Raw genomic sequence first — 19,676 nt, forward strand, 5'->3', positions numbered from 1 at the left:
TTCAATTTGGGTTTTCACAAAGGGTTTCTGCCACCAATAAAAAAAGTGAAATCAGGTGATTTTGAGCGATTAAGTCCATTTAGTAAAAATTTCGGCTATGATAGAGGAGGTCCAATTGATCGATATTATATAGAGAAATTTTTGGAAGAAGCTTCTGATATGATCTATGGGAGAATCCTAGAAATCGGAGACAATGATTATACCCTACGCTTTGGAAAAGAGAAGGTCAAAACTAGTGAAATTCTTCACATTAATGAATCAAACCCCAAGGCCACCATCATCGGAGACTTAAGTGACGCCCCGCAAATCGAAGACAATAGCTTTGATTGTATCTTGTTAACACAAACCCTTCATTTAGTTTACGATTATCAAGCGGTAATTAAAACATGTCATAGAATATTAAAACCGGGAGGAGCCTTATTATTGACTGTCCCGGGGATTACACCAATTGATTATGGGGAATGGGGTTACACGTGGTATTGGTCTTTTACGGGACAGGCAATGAAAAAAATGATGGCTGAGTATTTCTCAAAAAGTCATTCAAAAATAAACACTTATGGGAATGTATATGCTGCAACCGCCTTTCTTTACGGCATGGGACTACCCGAAATCAAAAAGGAAATGTTGGATTTCCATGACCCTAGAATGCAAGTAATTGTAACTGTCAAGGCTATAAAAGAAAAATAATGAAAATAAAAAAATGGATAAAAAGGCAGTGGAAGCAATTTAACTCTTCTCCTCCAGTATTGGTTTTAATGTACCATAGAGTTATTAACCTTGAGTTAGACCCGTGGAATTTAGCTGTAAGTCCTCAGAATTTTGAGCAACATTTAGAAATTTTAAAAGCCAATAAATTAGTTCGTCCTCTTTCTCACATTAATAAAATCATTCAAAACAAAAACAATACTCATCCAAGCCTATTTATCACGTTTGATGATGGGTATATGGATAATTTTTTAAATGCCAAACCAATTCTTGAAGCATACGATTTACCAGCAACATTTTTTATTTCTACCAAGCAAATAGGAACAAGCCAAACCTTCTGGTGGGATGAGCTTACAGATTTAATACTTAATAGCCACGTATTACCCAAGGATTTGGATTTAAACTTTACACATTCTTTTTTTCGTTTGACCTTAAAAATGATAGGATATTAACTGAGAAATTAAGGAATTTACACAAAACTTGGAATGCTACCTTACCTCCCCCAAGTTTAAGAGCTCAGTTATATGTAAACCTCTGGGGATATCTGAGTAACTTGGAATACCATGAGCAACAACAAATAATGGGACAACTAAGGGAATGGGCCGGGAAATACAGTAAAGATTTTGAAATGAATAATATTTCCATGGAAAAATCACAACTTCAATCTTTATCTTTCAATCCATTATTTCAAATAGGAGCACATACAAATAGCCATCCGTTATTACCTCGATTAAATAAGGAAGAACAGAAAAAGAAATTTATGAAAGCAAACAATTTCTTGAATCAATGAGCAACTTATCAATTGATTCATTTGCTTACCCATCAGGAAAATTTGATCAAAACACTTTAGAAATATTGAAATCACAGGGATTTAAGACTGCTTTCACAACTAACCCAAGACTAGTCAAGCCTACAACAGACCCCTTATTAATTGGTAGGTATCAGGTAAACAATTGGACAGGTAAAGAATTTAAACAGCAATTATCAAAATGGATGTCATGATCCTGCATCCCTTAAAAGGTGAATTTTAATTACCATATTTTTTATAATAAAAGAAAACACCTGCAAAAATCCCCATAATTTCATTAGGGATAAACTTAAAATTCCGTCCTTTACCTCTCCAAATTTTCATGACTTTTTTAAATAATACTTTGGAAGTTTTAAAAAACATACTTTCTGTATCCAGCATTCTTATTTTGGGTTTGTTGGACTAATGCAGCAACCACATGTCCTTTCATATATTGAAAAATCTGAGATTTTAGTTCTGAAATTTTATAACGATGTTTGTGAAAAACCACAGCCAATGGCCTGTATTCCATTTCATAATTATTGTTTAATATTCTAAACCACATTTCAGAATCTTCACTGCATCCAGATGCTCCGGCTCCTAATTTTTCATCAAAATACCCAAGTGTATTGAACACTTCTTTCCTAAAAGCCATATTGGCACCAGCTCCTATATCCCAAACAGGAGGACCTAAGGAAAGATATTCTCCCCAATACTTAGCATTATATTCAGTATTTACATAGCCTTTATTAAAGCTCCACGATTTCTCAAAAAGCACTTGTGCGGCGGAATTTAGTTCCTTTGGTAGTACGAGCCCTGTAATGGCATATAATTTTTTATTGTTGGCAAATGCTTCCCATACCCTATAGGCCCAATCTTTATGAACTTCAACATCGTCATCAGTGAATGAAACTATCATTTGAGAGCTTTCAACCACTCCCCTATTCCTAGCAATAGATAGTCCTGGTCTGGCCTCCTTAAAATATTTGACTTTATTATAGACACTCACCAAATCCTTGGTTTGATCATCATGAGGTGCATTGTCTATAACTATAACCTCAGCCGGTAAACTATCCATCCCCATAATTGAATCTAGGCATCGCTTTAAATCCTTAGCCCTATTACGGGTACAGATTATTATGGAAATGGGTAATTCTTTTGGATGTTCAATATGGGTGAATTTTAAAAATGCTTTTTCAAGAAAAATCCTTAAATCATCACCTCTTCCCTCTAAGATCATTCTCTTCCAATCTACCCTTTGCAGCGCATCTTGGTTTTGTATATAAAACCCAAGAGTAACTTTAATGGAGTCAACTACTTTTTGATAAAAAATATTAGAGGAAATCTTAGTATTTGGAGCCAGTTCCAAATCACCAAGCGGGATCTCCCTCCACCAAACTGTTAAATGCACTCCCTGATTTCCTGTCACAGTAAAGCTTGGTATGGTCAAGTTTTCAAGAAAAAGATGACAAACTTTATAAGAAAAATTCTCTTTCATTACAATGAGCTATATTAAGTGTAGATTTACTCAATATATTTTATTTCTATATCAAAACCATACCATCTATTTATCTGAAAGAGCATTTAATTTATCATAAATTTTAGATAGTTCACTATTTAATTCATTAACATCTATAGTGAGATATTTCTCACATTGCTTAAAATTATATTCAACAATTTCAGGGTCATAAATGAATGAATCAGGGCTTTGCTCCGCTCTGTAAAATTTAAAAGGCTCGTAGCAAGGTGACTCTGCTTCAATAATAGGAATCGCTCCACAAATCATGGCCTCAAAAAAACGATAGGTCCATGGACACCCAACATCACCCGAGGGACATAGTATAAATTCTGCTTGAGATTGAATTCGAAAATATTCATCATCCCATGCTTTCCCTGGGAATTTTCTACCTCTCAAAGATTCTGTAATTATTAGCTTATCAAAATTTTTAAAAATTTTACTTAAATTTTTAAAAATAGGGTAATCAATAAAAACTCTACCGGATAATCCCATATATCCTTTCACCTTAGCTGTTAGAAATGTCTGCAACCATATTTTTCGAGCTTTGTTGATTTTACCAATAAAGGCAAATTTGTATTTCCTTTTTCCGGCCATAATTTCCTGCAATAGGTAAGCATTTCATGTGGAAGGATCAATGGTCGAGAAAGCGTTCCAATTTTGGTCTCTGGAGTAATGGTTTTATGAGAAACAAGAATATCTGAAATAACAGTAACATCCTCACTATCTGGCTGAATCAATTCGTATTTAACTGGAAAAAAATCTTTAAGTATTTTAAACCGATTATCTTGCCATGGCTCAACACACAATGTGAAATCAGTTTCCATTACAGCTTGAGCCATTCTTATTTCCTGCAAATACTCGTACGTCAAAGGAAAAGTAATTTTTTCATACCTAAATGCTTAATTAAAATCTTAAAATTGAAAATTATACTAAGGTTTTATTTTTTGTTTAGCAAATAATCCTTTATTCAAAAATTTTATCACTTTATTCTCTAAAACGTATCCTTTATTATAGCCCAATGATACTTTCTATAGAAAAATGATCAAATAATATAACGAATCTTTACACATCATTCAATCTAACAGGGAGCTAAAATTCAATAAATTATTAAATTAATTGTCAAAATTCTGCAAGGTACCATCTTTTAAAAATTTGAAAGACTCATTTGTAAGCGATTCAAAATTGCCATGATTTAAGATTTGACCATCTTTGAGCAAATAGATGATGTCTGAATTTTTTATGGTTGAAAGCCTATGGGCAATAACGAATAATCGTATATTCTCACTCTTAATTGATCAAAATATTCTTGTATTTCTTTTTCCGTCTCTGAGTCTAGAACGGAATCAATAAACCATCCAACACCAGTAGATCCACCTCCTTGTAGAGTTCCCTTGCAATCGCAATCCTTTTGTCCTCCGGATATTAATATACCGGCATTCCCCAGAGAACGTCTTCTTCTCTGCTAAGCCTTCTAGAAATGTCAATAGTGAAGCTTTTTTAAAGGCGTTCTTGAATTTTGAGATTTTCAGGTGTCTTTTCTGCCCAAGTGGTCACATTGCGTGAAACGAATATCGTTAAGATGACCGGCTCTTGGGTAATGTAACCAATTTTTGGATTGGTACTCATTCATATTGAGCTCACTTTTGTTCTATCCCATTGATCCGAAATGATCCTTTCTCAATGGGAAGTAAACCCAAAATGATTATATTGATTAAGGTGGTTTTACCACTTCCACTTAGCCCCACTAGAGCGATCGTTTTGTTCTTTTGTTATTTCCAGATTGATGTTTTTCAGTAGGGTTGCTGTCCATAGAGAAAATTTCGCATCTATGAGTTCTATACTTTCTATCGTTTATATCACCTCTCCACTATTGTAGTCCACCCTGTTGCTGTTCATGTCATGAAGAAATCCCTGAAAATTCTCTAATGAACCTGAAACATTTAAGAAGGTATTCCAGTAATTCTGGTAAACAATGATAGCGTTCAAGGCTCGGTAAAAGAAAAGAAGGCTGAAAGTTATCGGACCTATATTGGTGCTGAAATGAAAATCTGAATAAATATGATCCCTACACCACAAATATCGACATCGGCTCCTTGGTCGCTATCAGGAGGGAGTTAAAAAAACCGATCTTACGGTTGCCTTGAGCTAGTGTAACGATGGTTTTTTGAGTTTTTCACCAAACTTACTCGCCTGACCAGTCGCTCGAAAGGTATTTGAAGTTATTGATCTGCTGCATTACCAAGCCATGAAAAATATGGCCATCTGCGGTTATTTTTCTAGAGGTTTGTTGGTTTTCCTATACAGCTTGGTATAAAAAATTGGAAATCCCTCCCCCAATCCCTACCAAGAGCAAATTGTGGGTTGGAGAGAAAAGCAAGGGTAATGTAAACAACGATAGCCATTAAAGATTGCACACCGGCCATATAATTCCTATAAGCCCATGTGACCCGGTCCACTTCTCCGCTAAGTGTATTCTGGATTTGCCTGAATCAACCTTAGCAAGTATTTGTAATTGACGCTGGAAATGCTCTCCACACCTGCAAAACGAATCTTTTTGATAAAGGTGGTCATCAATATGACTCGAAGTAAGATTCCGCAAAACGAAACAAGCCTTTCTATCCCAAAGAAAAATAGGATCATCAATAATACAGTCGTCAGTGTTAGCGGCAAACCAACAGCATTCAAGGTCTCCAGCAGGTATTTAAGGTTACCTATGTTCTGTTCATTTGGGTTGGAAGTAAATGGGATCCATCAACCATCTGAAGCAAAGGGATAAACATAGCCAAACCTAAGCCATCAATGACAACAGTGAAGCTGAGAATCAAGGCTAGGAAAATCTTATTCCCTAAATACAAATGAAAAAAACGAAAATCAGAAAACGATTTATTCAAGTAACTCTTCACCTTCTTAGCAATCATCATTGATAGTAGTTAAAATGTTAATCTAAGATTTAAAGAGGTTAATTTTTGGGTTGGTAGGGAATGAAATCATGGAAATAAAGTAATCGCATTAAAGTTAAAATCACTACTAAATTTGTTAAGTGTCATTTTAATAGTGGTAGTGATTTTAACTAATTATATTCATCAATGAAAGAAGACCATTTGAACTAAAAACTAGACTTATGCGTCTTGGAACTAAAAATAGTCAAAAAGATAATTTTAATATCCAACCAGAAAGACCAGTTTTCCAAATACCAAAGGTCATGATTAGTCCTTTGTTTTTTCTGTTCAGAGGTTTCCAAAGGACCTCTCCACCCATTTACCTGAGCCCATCCTGTAATCCCAGGTTTATAATAATGCCTCACCATGTATTTATCTTCGCTTGCTTGCATCATTTGGTTCAAATGAACTCTATGAGGTCTAGGTCCAACAACACTCATATCCCCTAAAAGGACATTTATAAACTGAGGCAATTCATCAAGGCTATATTTACGAAGGACCTTTCCAATCTTAGTGATCCTTGGATCGTTTAAAGTGGTTGATTTTATTCCATTTTTGGGGTCATCGCAGCAACTCATCGTCCTAAATTTATGTAGGCGAAATGGTTTGCTATTTTTCCCAATTCTTTCAGGCAAGTATAGAACAGGTCCAGGAGAATCCAACTTGACCAGTACTCCAATAATTAAAAATATCGGACTCAATAAAATCAACATTATAAAAGAAAAAGCAACATCAAACAAATTTTTCAAGAGGTTAAAGTAGGCATTATCCAAGGGCAATTGTCTAGTATTAACAACTTCAATATTCCCGAACTGGTTCGTCTTATATTTTTCACCAAAAACTTCTTTATAATCAGGAATAAAATGAACCCTGGTCCCATGATAATCTGCTATTTTAACGATAGATTTAATTGAGTTCATTTCATGAAAGGGAAGTGCTATAATAATTTCGTTTACATTATTTTCACTAAGATAGCTATTCAAATTATCAAGATTAGTAACTGCTCTATCAGCATTAAACCCATGACTATTCTCTAAATTACAGTCTATAAAACCTTGTAATGAAGACTTGGAAAAAGGATTAGCAGTCAAAAATGATTCTACTTTTTGAGCTTGATTCCCATAACCTGCTACTAATATATTATTTATTTTACTACTCCTATCTTGATTGATCCTGAGACCTTGAAAAAGCAGAAGGTTGGTAAAAACTCCAAAAGCAGGAATCCCAAGAAGAATAGATGCGTGTAAATTTCTAACCTCGTCTGGGAAAGAAAATATTAAAAAGACAAATACGATTATTCCTGTAAGAACAAGATATGTTTTAAGGAATTTACCTATTCTTAATTTTAAAAAATGCCTATTCCCTAAATTCTCATACAATTTATTAAAATTTCCAATCACTAACCATAGTATTAAAAGTGTAGGTAATATTAATAACTGCATTCTTTGGAGAAAAGCATCATTTATTTCCACGTAATAGAGAGAAATGAAAAATGCCAAAGATAAATTAACTAGGTCTCCGCAAACTAAAATTGGAACGTTTCTTTTTTGGAAATGTGTCATTGCTCAAAGTTGGTAAAAGGGTATAAAATAACACGATACATAAATGCATGAAAGCGATGTTTTGCAATAGCAAGAACTTCGCTAACAATAAACAGTTTGTTTCTAAGATTTTTGGTAGATTTCTGGCAGATTTTTGGTAGATTTTATACTAATTAGGGTTTTTTGGGTTATATATAAACCATTATCAACAAACTTACCGAGCGCTAAATCATACGTAAGGTAAATAATTGGATTTCAATAAAAAAATAAAATGCAATAAAAATACATTAAAAAACATTAAAGTGCCTTTCAAATTGGTTTTCGGGCATTCTTAAAATTTTCCAATTCGAAAATCGTTTTGACTAAAAAACAAAGGAGAGAAACCCTAAATTATACAATTTAACTAAAATAAATTTAGATAAAAAAGCTACGAATTCTCCTAAATTTTATATAAATTTTTTTTCCAATTAATGGTCTAGCATAAACCTTTAGTTCTTTATATTTTGATTTTTTAATTAAAATTTAACTAAGGAAATTAGTAAAAAACAAGTCACCCAAAGGGATAACTAGGTGTTTCTGATTTGAAATTCAAAAAAATGCATTAAATACGTTTTATTAATTGTAAAATACATTATCTTAGTCATTCTATTTACAATTGGACCCAAAAATGCCTTTCATTCAATACCTGGACAACAATCTCAGTTATAGGAATGAAGCCAAAGGTAAGTTATTAGGGAATTTTTATCATGTTCCAAAACAACTTTATTGAAGCCAGGTTTATCGGTCTGAAATGAGGAAGCATATTAAATAAACAGCTTACAGTATAGAACCAAACCAATATGAGATCCATTCAAAATGACAACCAACTTTTATATATGGAAGATAAAAATCAAATTGATCCAATAAAATTTATAAAAAAAGTTCTTAGTTATTGGCCATTTATATTAGCATCTATGGTGATCGCGATGGGCTTGGCACATTATTATAACCAGTCCACACCTTCTGTATACCAGGTTGGGGGAAAATTCATGGTCACCGACAATATGAATTCAAATTTAATTGATCTTACTGGTATGCCGCAAGGCTCAAGTTATCAACCTCCCGGTCAAAACGTATCAAATCAATCCATACTAATGAAATCAAAGCCTGTAGCTGAGAAAGTATTAGAATTGATGGATTTGAGTGTAGATTATTTTGAACCAGGCGTATTAGTAGATAGGGAATTGTATAAAAGCTCTCCAATTTTCGTACAGGTTGACTGGAACCATCCACAAATTTTGGGAGATAAAATAAAAGTAACCTGGACAGATCAGAGTCTTTCTCTCTAAATTTTCCAGGAGAATCCTATTTTAAATTTCTTCCAGGGTTACCAAGCGAAAAAATTGAGCTAGATAATTACGAATCAAAAAATATAAATTTGGTGAATGGATTGATTTTCCTTTAGCTAAAATTCAAATTGGCCTTATTGAAAATGTATCAGAAGGAGAAATTCTAATTCAATTAAATACAAAACAAACCCTACTTGGGAAATATGCAGGTGAAAACCTTCAAGTTTGGCCAATAGATCAAACGTCTTCTATTCTTGGCTTAACCTTAAACACATCTCACCCAGTAAAAGGAGCGGAATACCTCAATAATTTAATGGAGGTATATATGGGAATGGAGCTTGAAGAAAAAACAGGGTTTCAAAAAACACTGTGGACTTTATCGACAAACAAATTTCAGGTGTGGCTGATTCCTTAAATTATTTTGAGACCAGCTTAGAATCTTTTAGAAGTAGGAATAAAACTTATAACATTGAAGCGGAAGGAAGTTCTGTTTATAAAGAAATAACCGAACTAGAAAGACAACTCTCTCAAGAAAAATGGAAAAGACAATATTTCACAAATTTACAAACCTATCTAGTAAGAGAGAGCTATGATCAAATCATAATACCGTCAGGAATCGGAATAGAAGATCCGGTATTAAATAATCTTATCCAAAATTTAATAACTCTTCAGGAAGAAAGGTCTTATTACTTGAGCACATTAACCGAAGCTTCTCCTTTGGTAAGTGGTGTTACCAAGAAAATTGAAGACAACACTACCTTGCTGTTAGAGGTATTAAGGAATATTAATAATAACACTCAAAACCTGATTGAAGATTTAGAAAACAGAATACAGACTGCAGAAAATCAATTTACCCGGTTACCAACCACCCAACAAGATTTAATTAAAATAGAAAGAGGATTTACACTAAATGAAAGCATTTACACTTTTCTGTTACAAAGAAGAGCTGAATCAGCCCTTGCAATGGCTTCAAATACACCTTCAAGTAGGATTGTAGAATTTGCACAGCCATCTGACCAACCCATAATTGTAAAAAAATAGCTATATACATCATAGCTTTATTTGTCGGTTTAGCTTTTCCAATTGCAATTTTCAGCACATTTATCCTAATGGAGACAAAGATAAAAGACCCGGCTGAATTGGATGAAGAATTGGCAGTTCCATTATTGGGAAAAATTTGCAAAAGTAAAACATTGGGGCAATTAACTGTATTGGAACAACCACGATCTGTAGTTTCAGAAACTTTTAGATCATTGAAAACCAATATCAGCTTCGTTATCCCTAAAGATAAGCAAATAACAATGGCGATTTCTTCTACAATATCCGGTGAAGGAAAAACATTTACAGCGATTAATCTGGCCTCAATTTATTCACTGAATTTAAAAAACACCCTTTTAATAAGTTGCGACATGTTTAAACCTAGCACTTTAAAGGATTTTAAATTAAAAGGTAAAAAAGGTCTTTCGAATTTTCTGAGTGAGCAAGTAAACAATGTAGATGATATCATACAGCCCACCAAATTTCCATTATTTAGCATCATTACTTCAGGAGAAACCCCACCAAACCCTTCGGACCTTTTAGCTTCCAGAAGATTTGGCCTTCTAATGGAAGAGTTGAAAAATAAGTATGACGTTATCATATTAGATACCCCTCCTGTCGGATTGATCAGCCAATCTTTTGAACTTTTGAAACAGGTAGACTTGACCCTTTATGTGTTGAGGTACAACTTTAGTAAGAAAGAATACATTAACGACATTAATGAGATTAAAATGAAAAAAGGCGTTAATAATATTTTTGCAGTTCTCAATGATGTATCAGATAAACACCTAACTTATAAAGGGTTGAATTACGGATACTACGAAGAATCGGGGAGCAAACAACATAAGTTTAAAAAACTCTTTGGAAGAAACAATGCCGCACTATAACCTTAATTATAGGTTAAAGTTTGGGTTTTAAATCATTTAAAATTTCAAATGTTTATTACAAAGAAACCATTAAAATTTTATTTGGAATGAAGGCATTTTTTCTTTTAATTGAATTGGCTATCCCTTTATTTTTAGGTTATATAATCTGGAAAAAAGGACAGCTTTCTATATTATATATGCCTGTAATATTTTTTTGCTATGCATTCATAGACAGGAATTTATCTGCTGCCATAAGCTATTTGATATATGCCGTTATTATTGGTTTTTTTATTTTCAATAATCCATTATTCATAAAACGAAATATTTTTGCTGTCATACTTATCTTATATTTTTTCTTTTTATTACCTAATTCAAGGGATTTAGCGGAAGTTAGGCCGATATTCTTTGGAGCCATATTGGTATTCTTTTTTGTGCCATTATTATCTGAGGTCTCAAGAAAATATTCAAGAGAACAACTTTTCGGAGCATTAAGTGAATCGGCACTCATCGTTCTAATTCTTTTTATTATCAATGTAATTCTTTCAACCATATTTAGGTACATGCCTACCGGCACAGGTTACTATGGCACTACTTCGGGACTTTTATATGGATCACTTTCATTAGACAACCTTAACATCCTCCCATTTGCAGGCTATATTGTCGTTCGCAGAGGAGTTAAAGACAAAAATTTAATATTCCTCATGGTTTATTTGGTGGCCGCATTTTTCATCCTTCTCACTTTTAGAAGAACAGTAATGCTATTAGTCGTATTGGCTCCCATGTTTGTGATGGTGGAATTATTAAACTTTCGCCAATTTTTCGAATTTCTCAAATATGGATTTATCATTACCATAGTTAGCAGCCTGGTAATTTATCAAACAGGCTTTTTAGATGCTTTTTGGGAGCGGTATGAAAATCGTAAATTAGATGAAAGAGGACTTGAAAAAGAACCTCGGCTCATGGAATTTGAGATGATATACAAGGACATGTTTGTATATTACGATTACAGCCCATGGTTTGGCTATGAGCTTTTTGCCTCACATGGGAATTATGGAAAAGGCAAACTAGGCACGAGAAGTTTGCACACAGATTTCGGAACTATCATGCATGCGAGTGGGATCATTGGATTCACATTGTATCTGCTAATGGTTTTTACAGCCTTTTATTCAGTTTGGAAACGTACTAAAACTAGGGAAGATTATCTCCGTATTTTATTTATCTCAATGGCCTTCGTGATTTTTTTCATGTCTGGAAGGTGGCACACAATCTCATCAATGGCCCTCATGTATGGATTACTATACATTCCTTTGGGAAAAAACCCCAAAAAACCACCTAATTTAAATTTCATTAAGGTTCCATCATTGAAATTGGCTCCTAATAACCATGTGCTAATAAAATAATGGCAAAATTTAGCTTCTCTTGAATTTCTCAATAGCCCATAGACCTCCCGCTTTTTTATTTAGTTAAAAACTGATTATAAACTATTTATATGAAACCTGTTATTTTACTCGGAATGCCTAGAAGTGGGACTAAACTATTACGTTCCTTTTTAAATCAGCACCCTAAAATCAACATACCTGATAACGAAAGTTACCTAATCCATAATTCCATTCGGAAATTTGGTGAAGCCTATGATTTTAGTGTTTTAAAAAACAGGATTAAATACTTTGAATTCCTAACAACAACTAAATTTTACGACAAATGTAAGGCAGACGGACTTCATTTCACCTTCGAAGAATTTGATAAATTGCTATCTGTATATGATTGGCAACATGTATTTAAATTAATTTTTAATTATTATGGACCTAAGGGTTCAAACCATAAATATTTATGGGGCGATAAATCTCCGGGTTCGTTTTCCCAATTAAAGTATATACATCAAATATTCCCAAATGCCTACGTTGTTCATATTGTGCGAGACCCTAGGGATTATTGCTTGTCTGCAAAAAACGCTTGGGGAAAAAATGTGTTCAGATCGGTTCATCGATGGAATCTTGAAATTAATTATTATTCCAAATTAGTCAATGAATTATCGATCAATTGTATCAATATCAAATACGAAGACCTAATCGATTCCCCAATCCAACAATTAGAAAAAATATGTGAATTTCTTAATATAGAATATCCACCAGGCTTGGAAAACCTACAAAAAACTGTCGAAAACATAGGGTCGACAAAAGGCAAACCCACAGTAATCAAGGGAAATAAAGATAAATACATTAAAGCATTTAATCCGAAAACCATCAACAAATTGGAGGGGATAGGTAAAGAGGGCATGGAGTCTATGGGATATTCTATTAATTATCAAGGCAAAAGCATTAACCTGAACCCAATTTACCTTAAATACGCATCAGTCATGGATGGTCTACACTCCTTACGATTTCATGTAAAAAATAAAGGCGTCTTGAAGGGGGTTTCCTATTACAGTAAACTACATGCCAATAAAAGATGAGCCAACTTCTATTAAAAAAAGTATCGTTTTTAGTCAAAAACTAAAATACTATTCTAATTAAATTCCTCCTATGAAAATATTAATCGACATCAAACATCCCGCCCAACTCAATTTGTTTAAAGGCTTGGCAAAGGAGCTTGTGATCTCAGGATGGACAGTGATAATCTGTTACCTAGATCGAGGTAAACTTCCAAAAATTATTGATAGGGAATATGCGGAATTTAATCGAATAAAAGTAGGAAGCAGTAAAGGTACTAAATGGTCCATATTTTGGAATGGGAATGTTATGCGAACCACCTCTTTTTTAAAAATGATAAATCAAGAGAAGTTCAATATTTGTATCTCAGCTAGCAGTGCTCCACTGGCCTTAGCATGTAAAATTACAGGGACACCACTGCTTCAATTTTATGATGATCCAGAAAGGAAAACCATCAACAAGATCAATGCAAATCTCTCCACGAAAATATTTTTCCCTCCGATAGTAGAACAAAATAAGCATGTGGAAATATTCGATTGCCTAAAAGAGTGGAGTTACTTAAGCCCATCCTATTTTAAACCAGATAAAACTGTATTAGAAAAATACGGACTCAAACCTAATGAATATGTATTTGTAAGAGAAGTAAGCAATAAATCCTTTAATTATTATAACCAGGAAGATGCTATTATTTGTAGTATTTCCGGTCAAATTAATAAGGACATTCCTGTTTTACTTTCCTTAGAGGATAAAAGCATTAAGGATAAATTTCCTGGCAATTGGACCATTTTGGAAGAGCCTATTGCCGACATCCATTCACTAATTTATTTCTCAAAATTGATGGTTTCTTCCGGGGATAGTATGGCAAGGGAAGGGGCTATGTTAGGTATTCCAAGCATCTATTGTGGGATTAGGGAAATGAAAGCGAATCAATTATTAATTGACAAAGGAATCTTAGAACATTGCCCGGTAGAAAAGGCAGTAAAACCCTTTAATGATTATATTTCTTCTGAATTTGACCAAGAAAAACAGATTAAAATCAGGGAAAACCTACTTAAAGAATGGGTTGATATGAATCAGTTCATGATGTCACAAATTTTAAAATATAAAAAATAAAAATATGAAGATTTCAGTTTTCGGATTAGGCTATGTTGGCTGTGTAAGTCTAGGATGTCTTTCAAAAAATGGACATGAAGTAATTGGTGTAGACATTAACCCTTTAAAGGTGGATCTTATTAATAGGGGTTTACCCACAATTGTTGAAAAAGACATTGATCAAATCATTAAGCAGGAGTTTAACAAGGGGAAAATATCTGCAACAGTTTCTGCTTCTGAGGCCATCAAAGCTACAACACTAAGCATTATTTGCGTAGGCACCCCTTCTTCACCACATGGGCACCTTAATCTTAATTTCATTTACAAGACAGCCGAACAAATAGGTGAAGCCTTAAAGGAAAAAGAAGATTTTCATGTGGTAGTAATCAGAAGTACCGTATTACCCGGTACCAATCAAAAAATTGGAGAAATAATAGAATCTTTTTCCGGAAAGAAAAGAGGTGAAGGTTTTTCAGTGGTTTCAAACCCTGAATTTCTTAGAGAAGGATCTGCCGTAAAAGATTATTATTCCCCAGCTGTAACGGTAATAGGAGGTGACCATAACGAAGCTTTAGAAACAGTTTCATCCCTGTATAAAGATCTAGGCAGCCCAATTGAGATAACGGGAATAGAAGAAGCAGAAATCATCAAATACGTTAATAATTCTTTTCATGCATTGAAAATTTCCTTCGCCAATGAAGTTGGAAATATTTGCAAATCTTTAAATATTGATTCCCACAATGTAATGGAGATCTTTTGTAAAGACACACATCTTAATATATCTCCAGTCTATTTTAAACCCGGTTTCGCCTATGGAGGGTCTTGTTTACCGAAAGATTTAAAAGGATTGGTAACTTTGGCCCATGATCAATATTTATCCACACCAGTCCTTAATGCTATCCATGAATCCAATGAAAATCAAAAAAGAATTGCATTTGAATTAATCAATAGAACAGGAAAAAGAAATATTGCACTAATGGGACTGTCCTTTAAAGAGGGAACAGATGATTTAAGGTATAGCCCTTCTGTCGATATTTCTGAGAAATTAATTGGAAAAGGTTTTAAACTTTCTATTTATGACAATAATGTACATATGTCTAAACTAGTTGGCGCTAATAAACAATTTATAGATCAACACTTACCCCACCTTTCTGAATTGATAACTAATGACCCTAAATTGGCATTGGAAGACGCTGACATTGTATTAATAAATCACAAGAATTTTGATCCAAAACCTTATATGGACCTTTTATCTAAAAAGGATATATTGATAGATTTAGTAAGGATTCCAGAATTGGAAACTCTCCCTAATTATGTAGGATTGTGTTGGTAAATTACTAGGACTAAAAAATAATTTAATTAAAATTCGTTTCTAGACATTTGCTTCCAATATGATTGTGAAGCAAATGTCATTTCCTTATCAATTTAATATTTGCAACTTATCAAAGTTAGGCAAGGGTCGATAAATAGATCTTTTTCAATTTTTCTGCAACTAAAGGGAGGTCTAATTTTAGATTAATAAGCCTTTCCCTTCCCTTGCACTCTTTCATCTCAACCACGGTTTTGATTTTTTCAGCAAGCTCAACATGATCAAACCCAGTAATTGCATAACCTTCAGTGTCTTCCAATAAATACCGTACATCCCCTACATCCGTGAATACTCCTTTGCAATTGCATGCCATCCCTTCTTTCACCACATTAGGGGATCCCTCTTCATAAGAACACATCACTAATACATCCACAGAATTTAAGTACTGAAATACTTGATGATGTGGAATCGGATACGGAGCAATAATTTCAATATTGGCTTTATTTAATTCCCCTCTTGCCTTTTCCAAAAGTTGATAATTTTTTCTGGGATCATTATGATTTCCTAAAAACAATGCATATTTCTGATTTTCGATCAAGCCTAGCTCTTTTCTAAAATCATGATCTACAGGATAAAACTTATTAATATCTACTCCATTCGGCAAAACTTTTGATTTCTTTTTTTGCCAAACAAACTTTTCAATATTAGGGGATTTTGAAACAATTCTTTTTGTAAAAGGCTGAATTAATAAAGTTAATAAGGTGAAATAATTGAAATAAAGCCGTTTTTTTGAAATCACGAATTCTTCCATAGGCATCAGTTCCCATCAATGATAAAATGATTGGAATATTGGGGAAAGATAGTACGGCCACCCAAGCCGATAAGGTAAAGTGAGCATGAATTAAATCATAATCAGAGTCCTTCAATAGTTTCTTTAATGGGCCAATATTTGAAATATAACCTTTCAATCCCTTTCCCGAAACTTTAAAATAATCAACTTCAACATTTTCATTATTCAAAGAATCTCCCTGAACCTTAATAAAAGGGGCAACATCAAAATTTTTGAGATTCCCCGAGGAGACAAATAATACCTTAAGTTTTTTGTCTACAATCGAATCTTTATTTTTCATCAAGATCATTCTTTACAAGGCTAAATTAACACTCTACTTTTTATTCAATAATATAAAAACTATAATTGAAATATAAAATACCATACAAATAAATTCTAATTATATTTACAATTCATTTCACTAAAAATACACATTAACTATATATTATAAATCACTATTAAAACGATCTTTACTTAAAAAACATAACAAAAACTAACTATATTAATTATACAATTTAATCAATCTATTTATTTAATAAATTATCATAAATTTTTCTAATCTTTTTAGCAACAATTTTTGAATCCAGATCCAACTCTTTAATCCTATGCCTGCCAAGGCATGATTTCATTGCAATCACATGATGAATTGCATTTTCTAATTCCGCCTGATCAAGATTTATTACTGCATATCCTTTTACACCTTCTACAATTTTTTCACATCACCTACATCAGTAAATACACCCTTACAATTCGATGCCAGTGCTTCTTTAACTACATTAGGAGAACCTTCTTTTACAGAACACATTACCAAAACATCAACTGTGGAGAGTAATTTCACAACTACTTCATGACTCACGGGATAAGGATTAATTATTTCAATTTCAAATTGCTCTAATTTTTCCTTTAGCCCCTCCAACAGTTTAAAGTTCTTATTAACATCATTGGGATTACCTAAAAACAAGACATACTTCTTATTAGGATTAAGCCCTAGTTCTTTTGCAAAACTTATCCTCTCTCCATCAAATTTACTCAAATTCACACCATTAGGTAAAATAGTGCTCTTATTCTTTCTCCATACATGTCGCTCAATATTTGGGGATTTTGAAATAATGAAGGAAACAAAAGGTTGAATCATAATTGTTAAAAATGTCAGGTATTTGTTATAGATTTTAACCTTACTAAATTTTTTCAACCTGCCAAAAGCATCTGTTCCCATTATCGATAATACAATTGGGGATTTGGGGAAAGATAGGACTACTACCCATGCTGATAAAGTGAAGTGTGCATGGATTAGATCAAACTTTTTATTTATTAAAAACTTCTTAAGTTCTGAAATATTTCTTAAATATCCGACTATCCCCTTACCTCTTATTTTAAAATAAGTGACATTAATATTTTCTGATTTTAAGGATTCGCCTTGTATTTTTATAAAAGGAGCAATGTCCAATTTTTTCATGTTCCCCGAAGAAACAAAAAGCACCTCTAACAATTTTTCTTTATTATCATGATTAATTGGTTCAGAATTGATATCAGTTGAGGAAGATGTAACTTGATCTCCAATTAAATTTAAATCATTAAAAAAATTTTTCATCAGAAGTAAATATTATCAACCATTCCACTATAATTTCACCTTAACCTTCTAACTTTTAGTATTAACACTTTAAATTTATGTTCTAATAAACGATAATTAATTTTCGGTAAATTATAACTTAAATTAGTTGGCTTGTTTATTTTGAATCAGTTCACCTATCAATTAATCCTAAAAGAATATTATAGTACAATCAATCTTTCTACATAAAATAACGCACACTTTCATGCTTTTGTTTTGCAGGGGCACTTATTAACCAAAGCATTATTCTTTAAAGTCAAGTTTCCGTAAAAAGGACTCGTACTTTTAGTCAGATTCTATCCTTTTGTCAGGTAATCAATTGAACCTAAGCACTGAAGCTTTTCTAAAATTAATACAATTTTTGGTATTATTATCCAAAGTCGTATAATTTTAATCCAAATTATATTTAAATAGCCATAATGGATGGAAACTTAGTAAAAATGTCATTCGAAAACCGTAACAAAATACTGATTTTGTAATTTTGCTATTCTTTTCCAAAAATTAAATTAACCATAGAATTATAAACTCCTTGCCAAATATTAAATTCCCAGCGCTTCCAAAAGCTTTAATGTATCGGTATGTAGCCTAATATCTCTAGGAATTCAACTTTCTCCTAAAATTAAATTCTGAGCTAACCATTTATTAGTTCCAATAAATCTAGCATTTTTAGTAGAAATAAAGCAGGAGTTTTAACCGCTGACAAAGTTAATACAGCTTAATGCCTAATAAATAAATTTTCAACTGGATAAAATAAAACCAAATTGTGTTAAAAAACTTTAAGGGTATTTTTATGCCAGACACCTACCATTCGGCATATGTTTTCAGCTTTTGACGCTCCTTCCAATATCCCTATTCTAGGCAATTCAAACTTCGAATTTAGGCTTTGAGCGCTCAAATACTCAGGTTTATTGGAAAAACCAATTTCAAAATTTTCTTTTTCCAAAGCATTAATTTCACGGACACCATAATCTCCGTTAGGATATGCAAAAGTATCTATTTGATAATTTATCCAAGTGAATATATTTCTCCTATTTATCGAAATTTCCAATTCCAATTCCTCATCGCTACATTTGGGTAAAATAGGATGAGTATGACTGTGTCCTCCTATGTTAATCCAAGGAGAAGCAGCGATTGATTGAATTTGAGAAACAGTCATGGCTTCTCTAGGCATTTTTATTTGCGTTTTAATTTCAGTAATCACCGCCATTCTTTCTGCATTGGGGACGTTTTTCAACATTTTAGATGAGAGATAACCCAAACCTAATTTTTTAGCTTTCTTCGCATAACTAAACCAATAATTCCCCGTTTCAATGGCTTCTGTAGGAACAAAGATTGTGATTGGTATTTTATTATTAATGGCCACCTCTGCAACATTCTCATAGTTAGAGGCCCACCCATCATCTGCGGTTAATAGAACTGCTCCTTTGGGAAAGGACATTGATCCATTTATTATTTTCTTTAGGTCATCCACCCCAATAAACTTAAATCCATTCCTATTAAACCATTTAATAATAAATTCAAATTCCTTCTTAGAGGGATTATGAAAATAAATTGATAAAATAAAATCTCCTTTTAAAGCTTTCTTTTTCGCTCGATTAACTAAACCAATCAAAATGAAAAACTGGGCTACAAAATAGGCTAAAACATTTCTAAATTTAAATTTCATTATGTTAATCTTAATATAA

Annotated in this window: 20 protein-coding genes; 11 read left to right on the forward strand and 9 right to left on the reverse strand. The window is 32.9% G+C overall.

Going from position 1 to position 19,676, the window contains the following annotated elements; translation table 11 throughout:
- The first annotated feature begins 45 nt into the window (after window positions 1-45).
- The 4 genes from WG932_RS14255 (at window position 46) to WG932_RS14270 (ending at window position 1,707) form a co-directional block, all read left to right on the forward strand.
- Window positions 46-687: a class I SAM-dependent methyltransferase gene (locus WG932_RS14255; protein ID WP_483088392.1), complete on the forward strand. Its 642-nt coding sequence runs from the start codon at window positions 46-48 to the stop codon at window positions 685-687.
- Window positions 687-1,157 (forward strand): polysaccharide deacetylase family protein, encoded by a 471-nt coding sequence (locus WG932_RS14260; protein ID WP_483088393.1) that lies wholly within the window; start codon window positions 687-689, stop codon window positions 1,155-1,157. The genes WG932_RS14255 and WG932_RS14260 overlap by 1 nt, the downstream gene beginning before the upstream one ends.
- Before the next feature lie 128 nt (window positions 1,158-1,285).
- Window positions 1,286-1,495, forward strand: coding sequence for a polysaccharide deacetylase family protein (locus WG932_RS14265; protein WP_483088394.1), 210 nt, complete (start codon window positions 1,286-1,288; stop codon window positions 1,493-1,495).
- Window positions 1,492-1,707, forward strand: coding sequence for a polysaccharide deacetylase family protein (locus WG932_RS14270; protein ID WP_483088395.1), 216 nt, complete (start codon window positions 1,492-1,494; stop codon window positions 1,705-1,707). The genes WG932_RS14265 and WG932_RS14270 overlap by 4 nt, the downstream gene beginning before the upstream one ends.
- 158 nt (window positions 1,708-1,865) lie before the next feature.
- Here the strand turns inward: WG932_RS14270 and WG932_RS14275 are convergent, their stop codons facing one another.
- The 5 genes from WG932_RS14275 to WG932_RS14295 form a co-directional block, all read right to left on the reverse strand.
- Window positions 1,866-2,990 carry a glycosyltransferase family 2 protein gene (locus tag WG932_RS14275; RefSeq protein WP_483088396.1) on the reverse strand — a complete coding sequence of 375 codons (1,125 nt, stop codon included), beginning with the start codon at window positions 2,988-2,990 and terminating at the stop codon, window positions 1,866-1,868.
- Window positions 2,991-3,056: 66 nt separating this feature from the next.
- Window positions 3,057-3,539, reverse strand: coding sequence for a hypothetical protein (locus tag WG932_RS14280; protein ID WP_483088397.1), 483 nt, complete (start codon window positions 3,537-3,539; stop codon window positions 3,057-3,059).
- Window positions 3,524-3,880 carry a hypothetical protein gene (locus WG932_RS14285; protein ID WP_483088398.1) on the reverse strand — a complete coding sequence of 119 codons (357 nt, stop codon included), beginning with the start codon at window positions 3,878-3,880 and terminating at the stop codon, window positions 3,524-3,526. Before WG932_RS14285 ends, WG932_RS14280 begins: the two co-directional genes overlap by 16 nt.
- A gap of 768 nt (window positions 3,881-4,648) precedes the next feature.
- Window positions 4,649-4,765, reverse strand: a complete 117-nt coding sequence (locus tag WG932_RS14290) for an ATP-binding cassette domain-containing protein (protein WP_483088647.1) — start codon at window positions 4,763-4,765, stop codon at window positions 4,649-4,651.
- A 1,352-nt stretch (window positions 4,766-6,117) separates the two neighbouring features.
- Entirely contained in the window at window positions 6,118-7,512 is a 1,395-nt protein-coding gene (locus WG932_RS14295; protein WP_149392710.1) for an exopolysaccharide biosynthesis polyprenyl glycosylphosphotransferase, read from the reverse strand.
- Between the two features lie 818 nt (window positions 7,513-8,330).
- Between WG932_RS14295 and WG932_RS14300 the strand changes: the two genes are divergently transcribed.
- The 7 genes from WG932_RS14300 (at window position 8,331) to WG932_RS14330 (ending at window position 15,577) form a co-directional block, all read left to right on the forward strand.
- Window positions 8,331-8,819, forward strand: a complete 489-nt coding sequence (locus tag WG932_RS14300; protein WP_483088399.1) for a hypothetical protein — start codon at window positions 8,331-8,333, stop codon at window positions 8,817-8,819.
- 369 nt (window positions 8,820-9,188) lie between these two features.
- Window positions 9,189-9,860 (forward strand): hypothetical protein, encoded by a 672-nt coding sequence (locus tag WG932_RS14305; RefSeq protein WP_483088400.1) that lies wholly within the window; start codon window positions 9,189-9,191, stop codon window positions 9,858-9,860.
- Between the two features lie 68 nt (window positions 9,861-9,928).
- The gene (locus WG932_RS14310) at window positions 9,929-10,744 is read left to right on the forward strand and encodes a tyrosine-protein kinase family protein (RefSeq protein ID WP_483088401.1); all 816 of its coding nucleotides are present in this window, start codon (window positions 9,929-9,931) and stop codon (window positions 10,742-10,744) included.
- Between the two features lie 86 nt (window positions 10,745-10,830).
- Window positions 10,831-12,123, forward strand: a complete 1,293-nt coding sequence (locus tag WG932_RS14315; RefSeq protein WP_483088402.1) for a hypothetical protein — start codon at window positions 10,831-10,833, stop codon at window positions 12,121-12,123.
- Between the two features lie 89 nt (window positions 12,124-12,212).
- On the forward strand, window positions 12,213-13,175 hold the full coding sequence (locus tag WG932_RS14320; protein ID WP_483088403.1) for a sulfotransferase family protein: 963 nt from the start codon (window positions 12,213-12,215) through the stop codon (window positions 13,173-13,175).
- A gap of 70 nt (window positions 13,176-13,245) precedes the next feature.
- Window positions 13,246-14,265 (forward strand): DUF354 domain-containing protein, encoded by a 1,020-nt coding sequence (locus WG932_RS14325; protein ID WP_483088404.1) that lies wholly within the window; start codon window positions 13,246-13,248, stop codon window positions 14,263-14,265.
- Window positions 14,266-14,269: 4 nt separating this feature from the next.
- Window positions 14,270-15,577, forward strand: coding sequence for a UDP-glucose dehydrogenase family protein (locus tag WG932_RS14330; protein WP_014018792.1), 1,308 nt, complete (start codon window positions 14,270-14,272; stop codon window positions 15,575-15,577).
- 115 nt (window positions 15,578-15,692) lie between these two features.
- On the opposite strand, the gene WG932_RS14335 is transcribed toward WG932_RS14330, so the two are convergent.
- From WG932_RS14335 to WG932_RS14350, 4 genes are all read right to left on the reverse strand, one after another.
- On the reverse strand, window positions 15,693-16,217 hold the full coding sequence (locus WG932_RS14335; RefSeq protein WP_483088405.1) for a glycosyltransferase: 525 nt from the start codon (window positions 16,215-16,217) through the stop codon (window positions 15,693-15,695).
- Window positions 16,218-16,257: 40 nt separating this feature from the next.
- The gene (locus WG932_RS14340) at window positions 16,258-16,683 is read right to left on the reverse strand and encodes a glycosyltransferase family 4 protein (RefSeq protein ID WP_483088406.1); all 426 of its coding nucleotides are present in this window, start codon (window positions 16,681-16,683) and stop codon (window positions 16,258-16,260) included.
- Window positions 16,684-17,085: 402 nt separating this feature from the next.
- Entirely contained in the window at window positions 17,086-17,973 is an 888-nt protein-coding gene (locus tag WG932_RS14345) for a glycosyltransferase (RefSeq protein WP_483088407.1), read from the reverse strand.
- Window positions 17,974-18,757: 784 nt separating this feature from the next.
- Complete coding sequence (locus WG932_RS14350; protein ID WP_483088408.1) at window positions 18,758-19,657, reverse strand: polysaccharide deacetylase family protein; 900 nt, start codon at window positions 19,655-19,657, stop codon at window positions 18,758-18,760.
- Between the last annotated feature and the right edge of the window lie 19 nt (window positions 19,658-19,676).

Source organism: Cyclobacterium sp. SOCE241 (genome assembly GCF_056867545.1).